This window comes from Streptomyces sp. NPDC097981, assembly GCF_040302565.1.
Classification (GTDB): Bacteria; Actinomycetota; Actinomycetes; order Streptomycetales; family Streptomycetaceae; genus Streptomyces.
Map to the genome: position 1 here is coordinate 40,832 of NZ_JBEORW010000028.1, position 16,119 is coordinate 56,950.

At 74.1% G+C, this 16,119-nt stretch carries 16 protein-coding genes; 13 read left to right on the forward strand and 3 right to left on the reverse strand.

Going from position 1 to position 16,119, the window contains the following annotated elements; translation table 11 throughout:
- Positions 1-41: 41 nt before the first annotated feature.
- The 5 genes from ABTY04_RS25440 to ABTY04_RS25460 all read left to right on the forward strand — a co-directional run bounded on the left by ABTY04_RS25440 (position 42) and on the right by ABTY04_RS25460 (position 5,172).
- A complete protein-coding gene (locus ABTY04_RS25440) occupies positions 42-881 on the forward strand; it encodes an AfsR/SARP family transcriptional regulator (RefSeq protein WP_352215701.1) in 840 nt (279 codons plus the stop codon).
- Between the two features lie 94 nt (positions 882-975).
- Positions 976-1,656, forward strand: a complete 681-nt coding sequence (locus ABTY04_RS25445) for a ScbR family autoregulator-binding transcription factor (RefSeq protein WP_352215702.1) — start codon at positions 976-978, stop codon at positions 1,654-1,656.
- A gap of 19 nt (positions 1,657-1,675) precedes the next feature.
- Complete coding sequence (locus ABTY04_RS25450) at positions 1,676-2,488, forward strand: phosphopantetheine-binding protein (RefSeq protein WP_352215703.1); 813 nt, start codon at positions 1,676-1,678, stop codon at positions 2,486-2,488.
- A 33-nt stretch (positions 2,489-2,521) separates the two neighbouring features.
- A complete protein-coding gene (locus ABTY04_RS25455; RefSeq protein WP_352215704.1) occupies positions 2,522-4,327 on the forward strand; it encodes a beta-ketoacyl [acyl carrier protein] synthase domain-containing protein in 1,806 nt (601 codons plus the stop codon).
- Positions 4,324-5,172 (forward strand): 4'-phosphopantetheinyl transferase family protein, encoded by an 849-nt coding sequence (locus ABTY04_RS25460; protein WP_352215705.1) that lies wholly within the window; start codon positions 4,324-4,326, stop codon positions 5,170-5,172. The genes ABTY04_RS25455 and ABTY04_RS25460 overlap by 4 nt, the downstream gene beginning before the upstream one ends.
- A gap of 127 nt (positions 5,173-5,299) precedes the next feature.
- Here the strand turns inward: ABTY04_RS25460 and ABTY04_RS25465 are convergent, their stop codons facing one another.
- Positions 5,300-6,280 carry an AfsR/SARP family transcriptional regulator gene (locus ABTY04_RS25465; RefSeq protein ID WP_352215706.1) on the reverse strand — a complete coding sequence of 327 codons (981 nt, stop codon included), beginning with the start codon at positions 6,278-6,280 and terminating at the stop codon, positions 5,300-5,302.
- Positions 6,281-6,524: 244 nt separating this feature from the next.
- Here ABTY04_RS25465 and ABTY04_RS25470 point away from each other — a divergent pair, with 244 nt between their 5' ends.
- From ABTY04_RS25470 to ABTY04_RS25485, 4 genes are all read left to right on the forward strand, one after another.
- Positions 6,525-7,346, forward strand: a complete 822-nt coding sequence (locus ABTY04_RS25470; protein ID WP_352215707.1) for an AfsR/SARP family transcriptional regulator — start codon at positions 6,525-6,527, stop codon at positions 7,344-7,346.
- Between the two features lie 147 nt (positions 7,347-7,493).
- Positions 7,494-8,225 (forward strand): thioesterase II family protein, encoded by a 732-nt coding sequence (locus tag ABTY04_RS25475; protein WP_352215708.1) that lies wholly within the window; start codon positions 7,494-7,496, stop codon positions 8,223-8,225.
- Complete coding sequence (locus ABTY04_RS25480; protein ID WP_352215709.1) at positions 8,222-9,478, forward strand: beta-ketoacyl-[acyl-carrier-protein] synthase family protein; 1,257 nt, start codon at positions 8,222-8,224, stop codon at positions 9,476-9,478. Before ABTY04_RS25475 ends, ABTY04_RS25480 begins: the two co-directional genes overlap by 4 nt.
- Positions 9,479-9,518: 40 nt before the next feature.
- Positions 9,519-10,799, forward strand: coding sequence for an FAD-dependent monooxygenase (locus ABTY04_RS25485; protein ID WP_352215710.1), 1,281 nt, complete (start codon positions 9,519-9,521; stop codon positions 10,797-10,799).
- A gap of 39 nt (positions 10,800-10,838) precedes the next feature.
- On the opposite strand, the gene ABTY04_RS25490 is transcribed toward ABTY04_RS25485, so the two are convergent.
- The gene (locus ABTY04_RS25490; RefSeq protein ID WP_352215711.1) at positions 10,839-10,985 is read right to left on the reverse strand and encodes a hypothetical protein; all 147 of its coding nucleotides are present in this window, start codon (positions 10,983-10,985) and stop codon (positions 10,839-10,841) included.
- A gap of 5 nt (positions 10,986-10,990) precedes the next feature.
- Entirely contained in the window at positions 10,991-11,551 is a 561-nt protein-coding gene (locus tag ABTY04_RS25495) for a condensation domain-containing protein (protein ID WP_352215712.1), read from the reverse strand.
- A gap of 524 nt (positions 11,552-12,075) precedes the next feature.
- On the opposite strand from ABTY04_RS25495, the gene ABTY04_RS25500 reads away from it, so the two are divergent.
- From ABTY04_RS25500 to ABTY04_RS25515, 4 genes are all read left to right on the forward strand, one after another.
- A complete protein-coding gene (locus ABTY04_RS25500; protein WP_352215713.1) occupies positions 12,076-13,689 on the forward strand; it encodes a class I adenylate-forming enzyme family protein in 1,614 nt (537 codons plus the stop codon).
- Positions 13,690-13,738: 49 nt separating this feature from the next.
- Positions 13,739-14,053, forward strand: coding sequence for an antibiotic biosynthesis monooxygenase family protein (locus ABTY04_RS25505; RefSeq protein WP_215148152.1), 315 nt, complete (start codon positions 13,739-13,741; stop codon positions 14,051-14,053).
- 71 nt (positions 14,054-14,124) lie between these two features.
- Positions 14,125-14,439 (forward strand): antibiotic biosynthesis monooxygenase family protein, encoded by a 315-nt coding sequence (locus ABTY04_RS25510; RefSeq protein ID WP_352215714.1) that lies wholly within the window; start codon positions 14,125-14,127, stop codon positions 14,437-14,439.
- Positions 14,432-16,111: an FAD-dependent oxidoreductase gene (locus ABTY04_RS25515; protein ID WP_352215715.1), complete on the forward strand. Its 1,680-nt coding sequence runs from the start codon at positions 14,432-14,434 to the stop codon at positions 16,109-16,111. Before ABTY04_RS25510 ends, ABTY04_RS25515 begins: the two co-directional genes overlap by 8 nt.
- Positions 16,112-16,119 lie beyond the last annotated feature (8 nt).

Genomic DNA, 16,119 nt, shown 5'->3' on the forward strand with positions numbered 1-16,119 from the left:
TTTTACTGAGTCAGGCTTATCCACGGACAGGGGAGTACGACGTGGACATCGAAGTACTGGGCACACTGGCGGTGCGGGAACAAGGAGTCTCCGTAACGCCGACCGCCCCCAAGCCGCGACAGGTGCTGGCACTGCTGGCCCTGCACGCCGACCAGGTCGTCCCGGTGTCGGCCCTGATCGAGGAGTTGTGGGCGGGGACACCGCCGCGCAGCGCCCGCACGACGCTGCAGACCTACGTACTGCAGCTTCGGACGCTCATCGCGACGGCCCTGGAGCAGGGCGAGGGGAGTGAGGGCGGGGACGGCCGGCGTACGGCCAAGGACGTGCTCGTCACGCTGCCCGGCGGCTACCTGCTCAACAGCGGCGGCGGCACCAGCGACGTCCGCGAGTTCGACCGGCTCGCCGGCATGGGCTACCGGGCCATGGACGCGGGCGACTTCCCGGGCGCGGCCCGGCTGCTGCGCGAGGCGCTGTCCCTGTGGTCGGGGCCGGCCTTCGCCGACGTACAGGGCGGCACCCAGCTCGACATGGAGACCCGTCGGCTGGAGGAGACCCGGCTGTGCGCCCTCGATCAGCGCATCGAGGCCGATCTGCGGATCGGACGGCACCGGGAGCTGCTCGCCGAACTGACCGTACTGGCCAGCAGTTACCGCACCCACGAGAACCTGCACGGCCAGTTCATGCTGGCCCTGCACCGGTCCGGCCGCCGGGGCGAGGCGCTCGACGTCTACCAGCGGCTGCGCGGAGTCCTCGTGCGCGAGCTCGGGCTCGAGCCGTCGGCCGCCCTGCGCAGGCTGCAGCGCTCGATCCTCATGGCGGGCCCCGAAAGCCCCGCGGGGGTGGCGGAGACCGGCAACGAGCGACTCGTACGCGTGGGCTGAGATGCCCGCACACCCCATCCGGCACGCCGCGGACGGCCCGGAGGTGCGGCCGCGCGACCGGACAGCCACAGGTCGGGGCCGAGGAGGAACCGCGATGCAGGAGAGGTCGGAGCGGACCCGCAGGAAGCTGGTGCACGCGGGGGCCGAGATGTTCCACCGCAACGGTTACGCGAACGCGACAATCGGAGGGATCGCCGCGTTCGCCGGAGTGACCAAGGGGGCGCTGTACTTCCACTTCGCCTCCAAGGACGAACTGGCGGAGGCAGTCCAGCTGCGCGGCCGCGCGCTGCTGGACGAGTCGGTACGCGAGCGGCTCGAAGCCGGGCTCTCTCCGCTCCAGACGCTGGTCGACACCACGTACTGGATGGCCCGCACCCTGCGGGAGGAGCCGGCGATCCCGGCGAGCTTCCGCCTCACCAAGGAGTGCGCGGGCCTTCCCCAGACCGTCGCAGACTTCCACCAGATCTGGCTCGCGGCAGTCTGCGGGCTGCTGCGACAGGCCCGCGACGCGGGCGAACTGCGCGCCGAGGGCCGCTGGGAGAGCGTCGAATCGCTGGTCGCCGCCGCAGCCTGCGGGATCGAGGCGATGGCCGGCACCGCGATGCCCTACGCCGAGCTGCAGCGCCGGGTCTCCGGACTGTGGTCCCTGCTGCTGCCGATCCTGGCGCCCGAGGGCGCGGTGAGGGAATCGCGCTCCGAAGTGCCGGCGCCCGATCTCCCGGCCCGCCCCGTGGGCGGCGCGCCGGACCACCGATACCGGACCGTGTGCCACTGAAGGCTTGGAGGAGCAATCGATGACGAACGAACATCCCAGTGATGTGCTGAACGACCTCGTCGGGGTGCTCGGCGACGTCCTGCGGATCAAAGCGGAGAAGATCGACCCCGAGCAGACCTTCCGGACCCTGGGGCTCGACTCCCTGCTGGTCGTGGAGTTCGTGGCCGTCGTCAACAGCCGGTACGGACTGCGGGTGCGGGCGACCGACCTGTACGACTACCCGACGCCGGCTTCCTTCGCACGGGAGGTCAAGCGGGCGATGAACAGCGGGGAGGCCCGGCCGGCCGCCACGGTGCTCGCCGTTCCCGCCGCCGACATCGCTCCCGCAGCCCCCGCCGCTCCCGCAGCCTCCGTCGCTTCTCCCGCTTCCGCCGTGGATACCGTCCCCGCACGGGAATCCGCACCGGAACCCGTACGGGAACCCGTACGGGAACCCGCCGGGGCGCCCGCGGCGCAGCAGATCGCCGAGGTGCTGCGCGAGCAGCTCGCGGCGATCCTGTGCTGCGACGCCTGGGACATCGACACCACCGCCCCGTTCAACGTGCTGGGCGTCGACTCCATCGTGGGCGCCGAGTTCATCGCCGTCGTCAACCGCACCTTCGGCATGAAGGAGCGGTCCGTCCTGCTCTACGAACACCCCAACATCGCAGCCATGGCTGCCTACATCGCCGTGCGCACCGGAGCCTCCGGGCACGAGGCCGCCCCCGCCCGGGCGCCGGAGCTCGCCTCCCGTCCGGCGGCCCGGGACGACCTCGACGTCCTGCTGGACGCGGTCCGCGAAGACCGGCTCAGCGTGGACGAGGCGCTCGTGCTGCTCGCCCGCCGCGGCTGAAGCCGTCTCTCACTCCAGAAGGAGCGCGTCCAGATGGACGAGAAGGAAGTCCTGACCCGGTTCAAGAACGGTCATCTGGACCGGGCACAGGCGGCCGCGCTGCTGACGGGCACCGGCGCCGGTGCCCGTACCGCCACGGGTACGGCTGCCCGTAGCGGCGGCACGGTTCCGGTGCCCGTGGCCTTTCCGCGGCCGGACACCGTGCGGGAGCGGGCCGGGGAAGGGCCGTCCGCCACCGAGCGGATCGCCGTGGTGGGGATGGCCGGACGCTACCCGGGCGCGCCCGACCTCGCCTCGTTCTGGCGCCAGGCGCGCGAGGGGCGCGGCAGCGCCGGGGCTCCGCCGTCCGGGCGGCCCGGCGACGAGCGGGGCCACTACCTGGAGCGCGTCCAGGACTTCGACGCCGGGTTCTTCGGGATCGACGTGTCCGAGGCGGCCCTGATCGACCCTCAGGAACGGCTGTTCCTGGAGACGGCGTGGGAAGCCCTCGAGGACGCCGGATGCACCGGCGGCCGCCTGGACGCCCTCACCGCCGCGGACGGGACCGCGCGCAGCGTCGGGGTGTTCACCTGCGCCGGGACCGGGGACTACGCGCTGCTCGCGGCCCGGACCTGGACGCGCGAGCGGCCCGTACGGCTGCCCCGCGGCGGCCACTGGAGCCTGCCCAACCGGTTCTCGGCCCTGGCCGGCCTCACCGGCCCCAGCCAGTCGGTCGACACCGCGGAGTCCTCCGTGCTCGTCGCCCTGCACCTGGCGGCGGCCGCCCTGCGCGCCGGGGAATGCGCCGCCGCGCTCGTGGGCGGAGTCCAGCTGCTGCTGCACCCCTCCAGCCGCCGTACCGGCGCGGGCGAGGGCGTCGGCGCGCTGCTGCTCAAGCCCCTGGCGCGGGCCCTGGCCGACGGGGACACCGTCCACTGCGTGATCCGCGGCAGCGCCGTCGGGCACACCGCACCGGGCCTCCCGTCCGCCGGACCCGGCCGAGGGTCCCGCGCCGCCGGCGGTGACGAGGAGGCTCCCGGGCAGCGGGTGCTGGGCGCCGCGCTGCGGGCGGCCGCGGTGGACGCCTCCACCGTCGCCGTTCGCGAGGACACCGATTCCGTACGGGCGTTCGTGGGCGAGGCCGGGGCCGTGACCGCGGCGGCCGCGCTCACCCGGGCCGTGCTCCAGCTGAGCCACCGGGTCCTGGTGCCCGGTCCGGGCAGGGCCGAGGCGCAGGCCTGGGAGGGCGGGGAGCAGGCGCCCCGCCGGGCGTCCGTCGGGGCGCACGGAGCCGGTGGCTGCGCCGCGCACGTGATCCTGGAGGAGTACCTCCCCGCCGCCGGGGCCGGCGAGGCCGCCGGACCCGCGGGGGCCGACGGAGCCGCCGAGCTGTTCGTGCTGTCCGCGCCCACCCCCGCCCATCTCGTCGCCACCGCACGCCGGTTCGCCGAGCTGCTGCGCGGAGCCGGCCCGGTACCGGAGCTGGGGGTGCTCGCCCGCGCCCTGCGCACCGGGCGCGCCGCCATGGACTGCCGGTTCGCGGCCGTCGTCGCCGGCACCGACGAACTCGCGGAGGTCCTGGAGCGGTTCGCCGCGGAGGGCGGCCCGTGCGCCGACCTGCGCGGCGGCGGCGCCGACCCGCTGGGCATGGGCGCCGTGCCCGAGACCGCCGACTACCTCGCCGCGCTGTGGCGGGCCGGACACCTGCACCAGGTCAGGAGCTTGTGGCTGTCCGGACTGGACGTCGACTGGGCGGCGCTGGAGCGGGCCCACGGGGCGGGCGCCGTGGCCGTGCCGCTGCCCGCGTCCGCGTTCCTGCGCACCCCGTTGTGGCTGGGCGGCGAGGAGGAGCGGGCATGACCCTGCTGCCTTCCGGGGCCTTTGGGCCTTCGGGGTCCTCCTGGTCCTCCGGGCCGGACGAGAACGGGCCCGTCCCGATCAACCTGTGGTTCTGTCCCAACGAGGACCTCGCCCCCGGGATCGCCGCCACCCTGGCCTCGTACTGGCTGGACGAGCACGAGCAGGAGGTCGCCGCGCGCTTCCTCTTCGAACGCGACCGCCGCCAGTACCTCGTCGCCCACGCCCTGGTGCGCCGGGTACTGGCCCTGGAGACCGGCATCCCCGAGGCCGAGGCGATCATCTGGCGCTCCTCGCGCGGGCGGCCGTTCCTCCAGATGCCCACGGGAGGACTGCCGCGCGGCGCCGACACCCTGGACTTCAACCTCTCGCACGCCCACGCGTACAACCTGCTGGGGGTGTCCCGCGAGCACCGCATCGGCGTGGACGTCGAGCGGCTGGACCGGGGCGAACGCGGGCTGGAGAACATCATCGCGACGTTCTCCCCCCAGGAGCAGGACTGGATCGCCCGCGCCGCCCCCGGGCGGCCGCGCGACCGGCGCGCCCTGCGCCTGTGGACGCTGAAGGAGGCGTACTCCAAGGCCCGCGGCCTGGGACTCGCCCTGCCCTTCGACTCCTTCGCCTTCACCCTGGCCGAGGACCAGGGCGTGCTCTCCTTCCGGCCGCCGGCCGACGACTCGGCGCGGCGCTGGCGGTTCCTCGAGGTCGAGCCGGTGCCGGAGGTGCTGGCGGCGGTGGCGGTGGAGGTCGATGTCGCCCACCTGCCGGCGGTCCACCTGCACCACGGATTTCCGTGGGGGCGCGCCGCACCGCGCCGCCTCGTGCTGCCGGAACTCGCCGGGGTGTGAACCGGGTGCGCGAAATCGGCCGTCGCATTGCCGAAAAGACTCCGGGCGGGCGCATATCTGCCGCCGCTGGAATGGCGCTGGAGAATATCTCGAGCGAAAGGGCAATGTTGCTTGCGCTCCCATTCGGTCAGCGGCCGGACGAGACTTCCCGGGCCCTTTCGGACAGGAGTGTGAAACGGCGTACGAGTTCGTCCTGTTCGCGGCCGATGGCGTCGATGCGGGCCCGCAGACGGGCGATTTCCCCGGACAGGTCCAGCACTGCCGCGTCCACGGCCGCGTCCACGCCCGCGGCGGCCGGGAGCGGTCCGGCGGAGTCCAGTCCCGGCTCCCGCAGCAGGATGGACTCCATCCGGTCCCGCAGGGCCGGCCCGGGCCCGATGCCGATCTCGCTCATCAGCCGCTGCCGGGCCCGTTCGTACACGCCCAGGGCCTCGGACCGGCGGCCGCACCGGTACAGGGCGAGCATCAGCAGGTCGTAGAAGCGCTCCCGGGTGGGATGGGCCGCCGTGAGTCGTTCCAGTTCCCCGGTGACCTCGGCGTGCCGCGCGCCGCGCAGCTTCGCCTCGTAGCACGTCTCCAGGGCGGTCAGCCGGCTCTGCTCCAGCCGCTCCGCCTCCCGTGCGCAGATCTGGCCCCGTCCGCTGCCTTCCAGCGCGGGGCCGCGCCACAGTGCCAGGGCCCGGTCCAGCAGGTCGGCGGCGTGCGCGGGATCGGCCACGACCGCCGCCCGGCCCTGCGCGGAGAGCCGGGTGAAGCGCTGGGCGTCCGTAGGGGCGGATCCGAGCCGCAGCAGGTAGCCGAGCGGGTGCGTGGTGATCAGGGACTGGCCGGGATCGCCCTCGCCGGCGGGGGCCAGCAGCCGGCGCAGCCGGGCCACATGGGCCTGCAGCGCGTTGGCCGCGCCCGCGGGCGGGCGGTCCCCCCACAGTTCGTCGATGAGCCGCTCGGCGGAGAGCACCTCCCCGGCGCGTACGACCAGGGCCGCGAGCAGGGCGCGCTGCTTGGCGCCGGACGGTGTGATCCGGGTGCCCGACCGGTGGTCGTGCACCTCGACGGGGCCCAGGACGCGGAAGTCCAGGCCGTCGCTCCGACTTACGTCCCATTCCATCGGTCACTCCTCCCAGCGATCCGGTGGCAATCGCGGAAAGACCTGTACGGCCGGTCGTTGAATTACGTTCCGGCAGTCATCCCGCAAGGGAATCTAACAGTTTGACTGAAGTGCGCAAACGTCGAAATTGGAGGTGTGCTCGACAGACGCTCAAGAAATTGAGGGGTGTTGCCCTGGATCCCGCTACTGTGCCTCAGTCGAAGGCTTGAAATCGATGGGAACTCGACGACGTGCGGAGGAAACCGTGAAGATTCAGGTTCTGGGTCCGTTGAGTGCCGAAGTCAACGGGGGCTCGATTGTTCCGACGGCCGGCAAGCCGCGCCAGATTCTGGCGCTGCTCGCGCTCTACCCGGGGCGGGTGATGCCCGTACCGACCCTGATGGAGGAGGTGTGGGGCACCGACCTGCCCCAGAGCGCGCTCACCACCCTGCAGACCTACATATTGCAGCTGCGCAGGAGGCTCGGCACCGCCATGGGGCCGGGTGACCCGGGCGGCGCCAAGGAGGTCCTCGCCACGCGGCACGGCGGGTACCTGCTCCAGATCGCCCCGGAGAGCGTGGACGTCCACGAGTACGAGCGGCTGGTGGCCGACGGGCAGAGCGCCTTCGAGGAGGGCGACGACGAGCGCACCGCCACCAAGCTGCGGCAGGCGCTGGCACTGTGGCAGGGCCCGGCGCTGGTCGACGTACGCGTGGGACCGATCCTCGAGATCGAGGTCATGCGCCTGGAGGAGAGCCGGCTGGTCACCGTCGAGCGGCGCATCGACGTGGACCTGCGGCTGGGCCGGCACACCGAGCTCATCGCCGAGCTCTCCGAGCTGATCGCCCGGCACCCGCAGCACGAGGGCCTGCACTCGCAGGCGATGGTGGCGCTCTACCGCTCCGGCCGCCAGGCCACCGCGCTCGACGTCTACCGCCGCCTGCGGATGCACCTCATCGAGGACCTCGGGGTGGAACCCTCCCCGCAGCTCCAGCGCCTGCACCAGGCGATGCTGACGGTGGATCCGGCACTCGACGTGCCGGCCGGCCCGCGCCGGGGATCCACCTTCGACCTGTACGCGGCCTGAGATGCGACACAGGAACGCAGGAACCGCGGACCGGGGCCGAAAGCCCCGGTCCGCGGTGGCCTGACCCGGATCCGGGGAGGACTCGAGCCGGCCTCGAGCAGGACTGTGCAGGGTGGGGTGGATATGGCGGGCGAGGAAGGACGGGGCATGGCACGGGAACAGGACGTGCGGCTGGTGTGCTTCGCGCACGCGGGAGCCGGGACCTCGGCCTTCCACCGCTGGAGCGATCTGCTCGGCCCCGGAGTGACCCCCGAGCCCCAGCTGCTGCCGGGCCGTGACGGGCGGCGCCGCGAGGCGCGGGTGACCACCCGCGAGGCGCTCCTCGACGACCTGCGCGAACTGTTCAAGGAGCAGCCGCCCGGCCCGTACGTCCTGTACGGGCACAGCCTCGGCGGGCTGATCGCCTACACGCTCACCCGCGCGCTGGACGACGCGGGACTGCCGCTGCCCGAGCTGCTGGTGATAGGCGCCGTGCCGCCGCCCGACGTGTTCGGGGGGACGGCCTTCACCGCCGACGCCCCCGACGACGAACTGATGCGTATCCTCGAGAGCTTCGACGGCGTGCCCGCCAGCGTCGATCCCGGCGTGTGGCACCGCTTCGTCTTCCCCGTGCTCCGCGACGACCTGCGGCTGGCCGCCTCGCTGCGCGCCGCCGCCCTCGACCCGGTCGCCGGCGGTCCGGTGCCCGTGCCGCTGCTGGCCGTCGCCGGCAGCGAGGACCCGGTGGGACCCCCCGAGGTGCTCCGGGGATGGAGCGAGTGGACGACCGGGCGCTTCGAGTCCCGCACGGTGCCCGGCGGACACTTCTTCGTCCGCAACGGCGAACTGCCGGGACTGCTCGGGCAGGTCTGCCGGACGGTGGGGCGGTCCGGGCGTTGAAACGCGTGGTCATCACCGGTATCGGGGTGGTCGCCCCGGGCGGTGGCGGCACCAAGGGCTTCTGGTCGATGCTGACCTCCGGGCGCTCCGCCACCCGCGCGGTCACCTCCTTCGACGCCCGGCCGCTGCGCTCCCGCGTCGCCGCCGAGATCGACTTCGACCCCCAGGAGCACGGGCTGAGCGCCGGGCAGGCCACGGACCTCGCCCGCGTGACGCAGTTCGCGCTGGCCGGAGCCCGCGAGGCGCTCGCCGACAGCGGGGCGGCGACGACGCTCGACCCGCTGCGCACCGGGGTCGCCCTGGGCAGCGCGCTGGGCTGCGCCGCCGAGCTGAGCCTGGAGTACGCCGTGGCCAGCCACGTCGGCGCCCGCTGGCTGGTCGACCACACCCGGGCGGTGCCCCACCTGTACGACTACTTCGTACCCGGCTCGCTGGCCGCCGAAGTGGCCCGGGACGCGGGGGCGCAGGGCCCCGTCTCGTTCGTCGCCGGAGGCTGTACGGCCGGCCTGGACTCGCTCGGCCACGGAGCCGAGCTGATCCGCGAGGGCAGCGCGGACGTCGTGCTCGCCGGGGCCGCCGAGGCCCCGATCTCCCCGGTCGTCATGGCCTGTTGCGACATCGTCCGGATCACCTCTCGGCGCAACGCGGACCCTTCGAGCGCCGCGCGGCCCTTCGACCGGACCCGCGACGGGTTCGTGCTCGGCGAGGGCGCGGCCGTCCTGGTCCTGGAGGAGCGGGAGCGGGCCCGCCGCCGCGGCGCCCGCATCTACGCGGAGCTCTCCGGCTACGCGAGCCGGGCCACCGCCCAGCACATGACGGGGCTCACCCCAGACGGAACGGAGCTGGCCGCGGCCATCGGTGCCGCGCTCGAGGAGGCCCGCCTCGATGCGTCCGCTGTCGAGTACGTCAGCGCGCACGGCTCGGGCACCCGGCAGAGCGACCGGCACGAGATCGCGGCCATCAAGCGCGCGCTCGGTCGGCACGCCCGCAACGTGCCCGTCAGCGCGATCGCCTCGATGACCGGATACCCCCTCGGCGCGGTCGGTGCCTTCCAGGCCGCCGCCGGGGCCCTGGCGATCGAGTACGGAACGGTGCCGCCCACCGCACATCTGCGGGTGCCCGACCCGGAGTGCGATTTCGACTACGTCCCCAGGACCGCCCGTCACCAGCACACGAGCGCGGTGCTGGCCCTCGGCAGCGGATTCGGCGGGTTCCAGAGCGCGCTCGTGCTGACCCGGCCGCAGACCGACTGACCGGACCGGCCGGACCGACCCGCGAGAGAGGGACACCCCCATGGACCACCCCGATCCGTGCCCCGCCACCGGCGCCGGGACCGAGACCGACGTGTGCGTCGTCGGCGCCGGGCCCGCCGGGCTGGCACTGACCCTCATGCTGCTTCGCTCCGGCGTCCGCGTGACGCTGATCGAGCGTTCCACCGCCCTGCGCCGGGAGTTCCACGGCGAGATCCTCCAGCCGGGCGGCCAGCGCATCCTCGACGAGCTCGGCGTCCTCGGACCGGCACGCGCCCGCGGCTCGCTCGCGCTGACCGGCTTCCAGGTGCTGGACCGGGACCGGGTGCTGCTCGACATCGACTACGGGCGGCTGCCCGCCCCGTACGACCACCTGCTGGCCCTCCCGCAGCCGCACCTGCTGGCCGGACTCCTGGACGCCTGCCGGGAGCTGCCCGGCTTCACGCACCTGGAGGGCCACCGGGTGTCGGCCCTGCTGGAGAAGCGGCCCGGCAGCCCGTGCACCGGGGTCGTCGCCAGGGGCCCCGACCGCGCGCCCGTCACCGTACGCGCCCTGGCCGTGGTCGGCGCGGACGGACGGTTCTCCAAGACCCGGGCGCTGGCCGGGATCGGGGCCGGGCGCTCGGACTCCTTCGCCCACGACGTGGTCTGGTTCTCGCTGCACGCGCCCGGCCGGGCCACCGGGAAGGTCAGGGTGCACCGGGCCGGCGGCAGCGCGGTCCTGGTCCAGGACAGCCACCCCGACCGGCTGCGGATCGGCTGGACTCTGCCGCACGGCGGATGGAGCCGGCCGGGCCGCGGGATCGAGGACATCCGGAGCGAACTGGCGCGAGCGCTCCCGCAGTTCGCGGACCTGCTGCACGAGCAGCTCACCTCGCTCAACCAGCTCACCCTGCTCGACGTGTTCGCCTCGCACGCCGAGCAGTGGACCCGCGACGGCCTCGTCCTGATCGGGGACAGCGCGCACACGCACGGCCCGATCGGCGCCCAGGGCATCAACCTCGCGCTCCAGGACGCCGCCGCCCTGCATCCCGTGCTCGTGGAGGAGCTGGGCCGGGGGGCGGTCACGGGGGCGGGCCTGGAACCGTACGCCCGGCGCCGGGCGGCCGCGGCCGCGGCGGTCCACCGGATGCAGCGGATGCAGGCGCGCGCGATGTTCGGGGCGGACGGGGCGTTCGCCCGGTTCGCGCTTGCCCGCACCGCCGGGATCGTCACGGGCACCCCCATAGGGGGGAAGATCACGCGCAAGGTCGCCTACGGGACCGATCCGGTGGCCGTGCGCACCGATCTGTTCACCGCGGCGGCGGCGCACCGGCCGGGCTGACCGGGCTGTCCGGGCCGGCCGGGGCTGCCGCGAGGCCCGTCAGCGGAAGCGGGCCTTGGGGCGGTCGGCGACGTCGCCGAGCAGCCCGAAGCAGTCGGCGCGCAGCTGCCGGATGCGGGCCTCGGAGGACACGGACGAGTCGTAGGTGAACACGCAGTGCGCGGCGCGCTCGTCGTGCCGCAGCATCAGGGTCAGCGGCCGGGCCGCCGGGGCGGGAGCGGACGTGAACGGCTCGGCGCGCAGCCGGCCGCCCCAGGAAGCCGCACCCCGCCGGGGCCCGTCGGCAGCCGGGCCGGCGCCGAACTGCACCTCGCCCAGCTGCTCCACCAGCCGCGGCCGGCGCAGCTGCGCGGCGACCGGCTCCAGCGGCACCTCGTGGTGCGCCCCACGTGGTCGCCCGTGCCCTGGCGCAGCAGCCGCAGCCGGGCCAGCCGTCCGCGCGCCGGGTCGAACGCCTGCTCCCGCTCCGCCGCGACGGCCGCGGGCACCTGCGACGGCCGGACCTCCGCCAGCGAGATGGGCACGGTCGGACCGGCCTGCGCCGCGACGACCTGGGTGAGCCGGCCCTCGTGCACGAGGTAGCGGCTGCGCAGGATCTCGTGCCGGCCGGCGACGGCTTGCCAGGCGGCCGCCAGGGCGCGGGTGTCCAGGTGTCCCGTCAGCCGGATCGCAGCCGTCACCACCGGCGGGCGGGCCCGGTGCGGGAGTCCGGCCCAGAGCGCCTCCTGGCTCGGTGAGGCCGCGAAGCGCAAGGGGCCGGGACCGGCCGGACGGGCAGCCGCGGGACGGCATCCGGCTCGGGTCTGGGTCTGTGCTCGGGATCGGGGTCCGCGGCCAGCGCGGCCGGGGTCCCGGCTTCGTCCATGAGTACCGTCGTCACCATCGGTTCAACGCCTCCTCGGCGATCAGCGCCGTGGGGCCCGCCGCCTTCCGGCCCGGCGGTCCGGGCGCGGTACCCCCGGCGGAAGTCCGGGTAGTGCGAAGTCACGCGAACGATAGGCAGGGCCGCGGGCACCGGCCCGATTCCTCGAGCGCCCGTCCATCGCACGCGTGGCGGTCGTCGATTCCGGCCACCGCGCGACAACCATCACGACGTGTCCTGTAGCCCGGCTTGAGTGCGCTTCGAAGCTCCTTCGAGCACGTGTGCCGACGGTGGTACCCGACACCCGCAAAGAGCCGCCCGCCGGCCAACCGCCCCCGGCCCGCCCCCGGCCCACCGCAAGCCGCCGGCCCCCGGACCGCCCGAGCGTCAGCCGCCCGACCAGTGAGGACAGCCGTGCCGCGATTCACCTATCCCGAACTCCCGCTGGACACCCTGCTGCGCCGGGCCGCCGTCCGCGACCCCGGCGGCTGCGCCATCGCGGCGGGCGCCGGCACGGTCACCTTCGCCGAACTCGACGACCAGGCCGACCGGTACGCGAGCTACCTGGAGCACCGGCTCGGCCGCCGGGGCGCCCGCGTCGGCGTCGCCAACGTCCTGGACGCGGACTTCGCCGCCGCCTACTACGGCACCGTCCGCAGCGGCAACACGGTCGTCCTGGTCAACCCGCTGATCAAGGAGGCGGGGCTGGTCCACGTCTGCGCCACGGCCCGGGTGGAGGTGGCCCTGGTCCCGACGGCGACGGCCGAACTGCTCGTCAAGGCGCGCGAGCGGCTGCCCGCCCTCGCCGAGATCGTCGTGACCGACGCGCCCGACGGGGTGGTGCCCGCGGACACCCTGCCGCTGGCCGTCGTCCTGGACCGGGCGCCCGCCGTCGGGCACGGCCCCGCCGGACTCGGCGCAGGCAGCGCCGACCTGGCCGCCGACGCCTGCATCCAGTTCACGACGGGCACCACGGGCCTGCCCCGCGGAGTCCGCCTCAGCCACCGCAATCTGGTGGCCAACGCCGCCCAGACCGCCGGTGCGCACGGCCTCGGCAGCGACAGCGTGACCCTGAACCACCTGCCGCTCTACCACGTCATGCACCTCAACTCGGCGATCTACGCGGGAGCCCGCCAGGTGCTGTGCTCCGACCCGGCCCCGGCGGCCGCGCTCGAGCTGGCCGCCCGCAGCGGAGCCACCCACTTCTACGGGCTGCCGGCCCGCCTGCACCAGCTCGCCGCCGCCGTCCGCCTCGGCGGGGAGGACGGCGCCGGCCGGGCCGCCCCGCCCGCCGGGCTGCGGCTGAAGGCCGTCCTGTCCGGCGGCACGGCGCTGGCCCCCGCCGCCACCCAGCAGCTCCAGGACTGGCTCGGCGTCCCCGTCGTCCAGGGCTACGGGATGGCCGAACTCTCCCCGCTCGCCCACAGCCAGGACCCCGAGCGCCCCCTGACGGGCTCGGTCGGTGCCCCCGTGGCGGGCACCCGGTGCCGGATCGTCGACCTCGCCTCCCGGGAGCTCGTCGACGTGTACAGCACCGGCGAGGTCCAGATCCGCGGACCGCAGGTGATGACCGGATACCTCGGCGACGAGGGCCAGGGGCACCTGGACGCCGAGGGCTGGTTCTCCACCGGCGACGTCGGCTACGTCACCCCGGACGACGTGCTGTTCCTGGTGGACCGGCTCGGCGACGTCTTCAAGTACGACAACGAACTCGTCTCCCCGACCGCCGTCGAGCGGATCCTCGCCGAGGACCCGCGCGTCGCCGACTGCGTGGTCGTGGGCTGGCCCGACCCCGTCCACGGGGCCCTGGTGTGGGCGGGCATCGTGCTGCGCGACCCGACCGCCCCGGGACTGCTCGACCTCGTCGACTCGATCGTGGTGCGGGCCAACGAGCGGCTCGCACCGTTCGAGCAGATCCGCCGCGTCGAGGTCATCGACTCCGTTCCGCGCACCCCCATCGGCAAGCCGGAGCGACGCGGTCTGCGCCGCACCCTCCATGAACGGGCGGCCGCCGAAGCCGCCGCCTGATCCCCGAACCGTCCACCGTCTTCGTTCCCCCCCGATCTGAGGAGAGACCATGACCACCTTCATCAACAAGCTGACCGTGCAGGGCGACGTCAACGAGTTCCTGGCCGCCAAGGAGCCGATCACGGCCTTCATGAGCGCCCGGCCCGGCCACATCGGCAACCGCACCCTGCGCAACCTCGACGAGCCCGGCGTCTTCGTCGAGGTCGCCCACTGGGATGACCAGGCCGCCCACCAGGCCGCCGTGGGCAGTGAGGAATTCCGTGCCCTCGTCGCCCCGCTCGCCGCGCTCGCCAAGCCCGAGCCGGGCCTCTACGAGGTCGTCGAGGCGGGCGCCCGCCTGCAGGAGGACGGCACCTACGCCTGATCAGGCCAGGCGAACCGTCCACCGTTTTCATCCCCACCGATAATCCCGAGCCGATACGAGGAGAGACCATCATGGTGACTTTGATCAAGAAGATGACCGTGCTCGGCGACATCAACGAATTCCTGGCCGCCAAGGACCCGGTCACGGCCCACCTCGCCGCCACCGCCGGCCACGTCGGCAACCGCACCCTGCGCAACCTCGGCGAGCCCGGCGTCTTCGTCGAGATCGCCCACTGGGACGACCACGACCAGTACCAGGCCGCCGTGGGCAGTGCGGAGTTCCGCGCCCTCGCCGCCGTGCTCTCCCCGCTCGTCACGACCGAGGCGGGCCTCTACGAGGTGGTCCCCGTCGGCGCCCGCCTCGACGCGGCCGGTACCCATGCCTGATCAGGCCCAGGACCCGACCGGTGCCCGGACGCAGACCGGGGCTGCCCAGGTCCTGGTCGTCGGCGCCGGGCCGGTCGGTCTGACGGCCGCCCACGAACTGGCCCGCAGGGGCCTGCGCGTGCGGCTGATCGACGGCGCCGACGGGCCCGCGCGCACCAGCCGCGCGGTGGCCGTGCACCCGCGCACCCTGGAGACCTTCGACCAGATGGGCGTCGTGGCGCCGGTGATCGAGGCCGGGCGCCGCAACCGCGCCTTCACCATGTTCGCCCGCGGGCGCAAGCTGGTGCGGCTCGACGCCGACTACTCCTCCATGCCTACCCGGTACCCGTACACCGTCATCATCGAGCAGACCCGCACCGAGGCGGTGCTGCGCGAGGCCGTGGCCCGGCTCGGTGTCCGCGTCGATTGGGGCGTGCGGCTCACGGACCTCACCCAGGACCCCTCCGGGGTACGGGCCCGCCTGGAACGCGCCGACGGCACGCTGGAGGAGTACGAGGTCCCCTGGCTGATCGGCTGCGACGGCGGCCACAGCACGGTCCGCAAGCAGCTGGAGCTGCCGCTGCTCGGCGAGTCCAGCGAGACCTGGGAACTGGCCGACGCGCCGGTGGTCACCGGCCCCGCACAGGACAGCATCTACTGGGTGCACACCGGCCGGCAGGCGATGATGATGGTGCCGTACAGCCGCGAGGGGCACTGGCGGCTGCTGGACACCGCGCCCGCCGGTGACACGGCGGGCAGCACCGCGAGCCGCTTCGGCGTCAAGCTCAGCGCGGGGCTCGGACAGAGCGTCAGCGTGGGCGAGCCGCAGTGGACCTCCGTCTTCACCTTCCAGCAGCGCATGGTGCCCCGGATGCACGAGGGCCGCTGCTTCGTGGCCGGTGACGCCGCCCACGTGCACAGCCCCGCCTCCGGGCAGGGCATGAACACCGGTGTGCAGGAGGCGTACAACCTGGCGTGGAAGCTCGCCCAGGTCGAACAGGGCTGGGCCGGGCGCGAACTGCTCGACACCTACGGCCAGGAGCGCGTACCGGTCGGCAAGGCGCTGCTCGGCAGCACCCGTACGGCCACCTTCCTGGTCCAGTTCAAGAACGTGATGGCCGGGCTGATGCTGCCGGTCGTCTTCGGCGTGGTGCGCAACGTCCCGCCGCTGCGCCGGGCCATCCAGCGCAAGGTGCTCGGCGGCATGTCCGGGCTGCGCCTGGCCTACCCCGATTCCCCACTGACCACCCCGGACCCCGGCATCGGGACCCCGGCGGGCAGCCGTGCGTCGGCCGCCGCCGCCCGCTTCCCCGGCGACCCGGGTGCGGACGCGCTCCAGGCGGAACTGCGCGACACCCGCTGGTCGTTGCTGTGCGCCGCAGGCGGCCCCGGCGCGGCCCGCCGTGCGTCGGCCGACGCCGCCGCCGAGCACGGCCCGTGGCTGTCGGTACGGACCGTCGGCGGGGCCCCCGGCGAAGGCCCCGGAGCGCTGGCCGACCCGGACGGCCGGCTGCGTCAGGCGCTGGGCATGGTCCCCGGCGGCTGGGTGCTGATCCGGCCCGACGGGTACTTCGCCACCAGTGGCGCCTCGCTGACCGGCGAGATCCTGCGACGGGCCCTGGCCCCGCTGGGCCCTGAGGCCGTACGGGTACGCGAGCCGGTACCGGTACGCGAGCCCGCCGACGCTGTCTGAACCGCCCC

Coding starts and splice junctions, on each gene's coding strand:
- ABTY04_RS25445 (WP_352215702.1), top strand. CDS start 976: ATGCAGGAGAGGTCGGAGCGGACCCGCAGGAAGCTGGTGCACGCGGGG.
- ABTY04_RS25450 (WP_352215703.1), top strand. CDS start 1,676: ATGACGAACGAACATCCCAGTGATGTGCTGAACGACCTCGTCGGGGTG.
- ABTY04_RS25455 (WP_352215704.1), top strand. CDS start 2,522: ATGGACGAGAAGGAAGTCCTGACCCGGTTCAAGAACGGTCATCTGGAC.
- ABTY04_RS25460 (WP_352215705.1), top strand. CDS start 4,324: ATGACCCTGCTGCCTTCCGGGGCCTTTGGGCCTTCGGGGTCCTCCTGG.
- ABTY04_RS25465 (WP_352215706.1), bottom strand. CDS start 6,280: ATGGAATGGGACGTAAGTCGGAGCGACGGCCTGGACTTCCGCGTCCTG.
- ABTY04_RS25475 (WP_352215708.1), top strand. CDS start 7,494: ATGGCACGGGAACAGGACGTGCGGCTGGTGTGCTTCGCGCACGCGGGA.
- ABTY04_RS25485 (WP_352215710.1), top strand. CDS start 9,519: ATGGACCACCCCGATCCGTGCCCCGCCACCGGCGCCGGGACCGAGACC.
- ABTY04_RS25490 (WP_352215711.1), bottom strand. CDS start 10,985: ATGCTGCGGCACGACGAGCGCGCCGCGCACTGCGTGTTCACCTACGAC.
- ABTY04_RS25505 (WP_215148152.1), top strand. CDS start 13,739: ATGACCACCTTCATCAACAAGCTGACCGTGCAGGGCGACGTCAACGAG.
- ABTY04_RS25510 (WP_352215714.1), top strand. CDS start 14,125: ATGGTGACTTTGATCAAGAAGATGACCGTGCTCGGCGACATCAACGAA.
- ABTY04_RS25515 (WP_352215715.1), top strand. CDS start 14,432: ATGCCTGATCAGGCCCAGGACCCGACCGGTGCCCGGACGCAGACCGGG.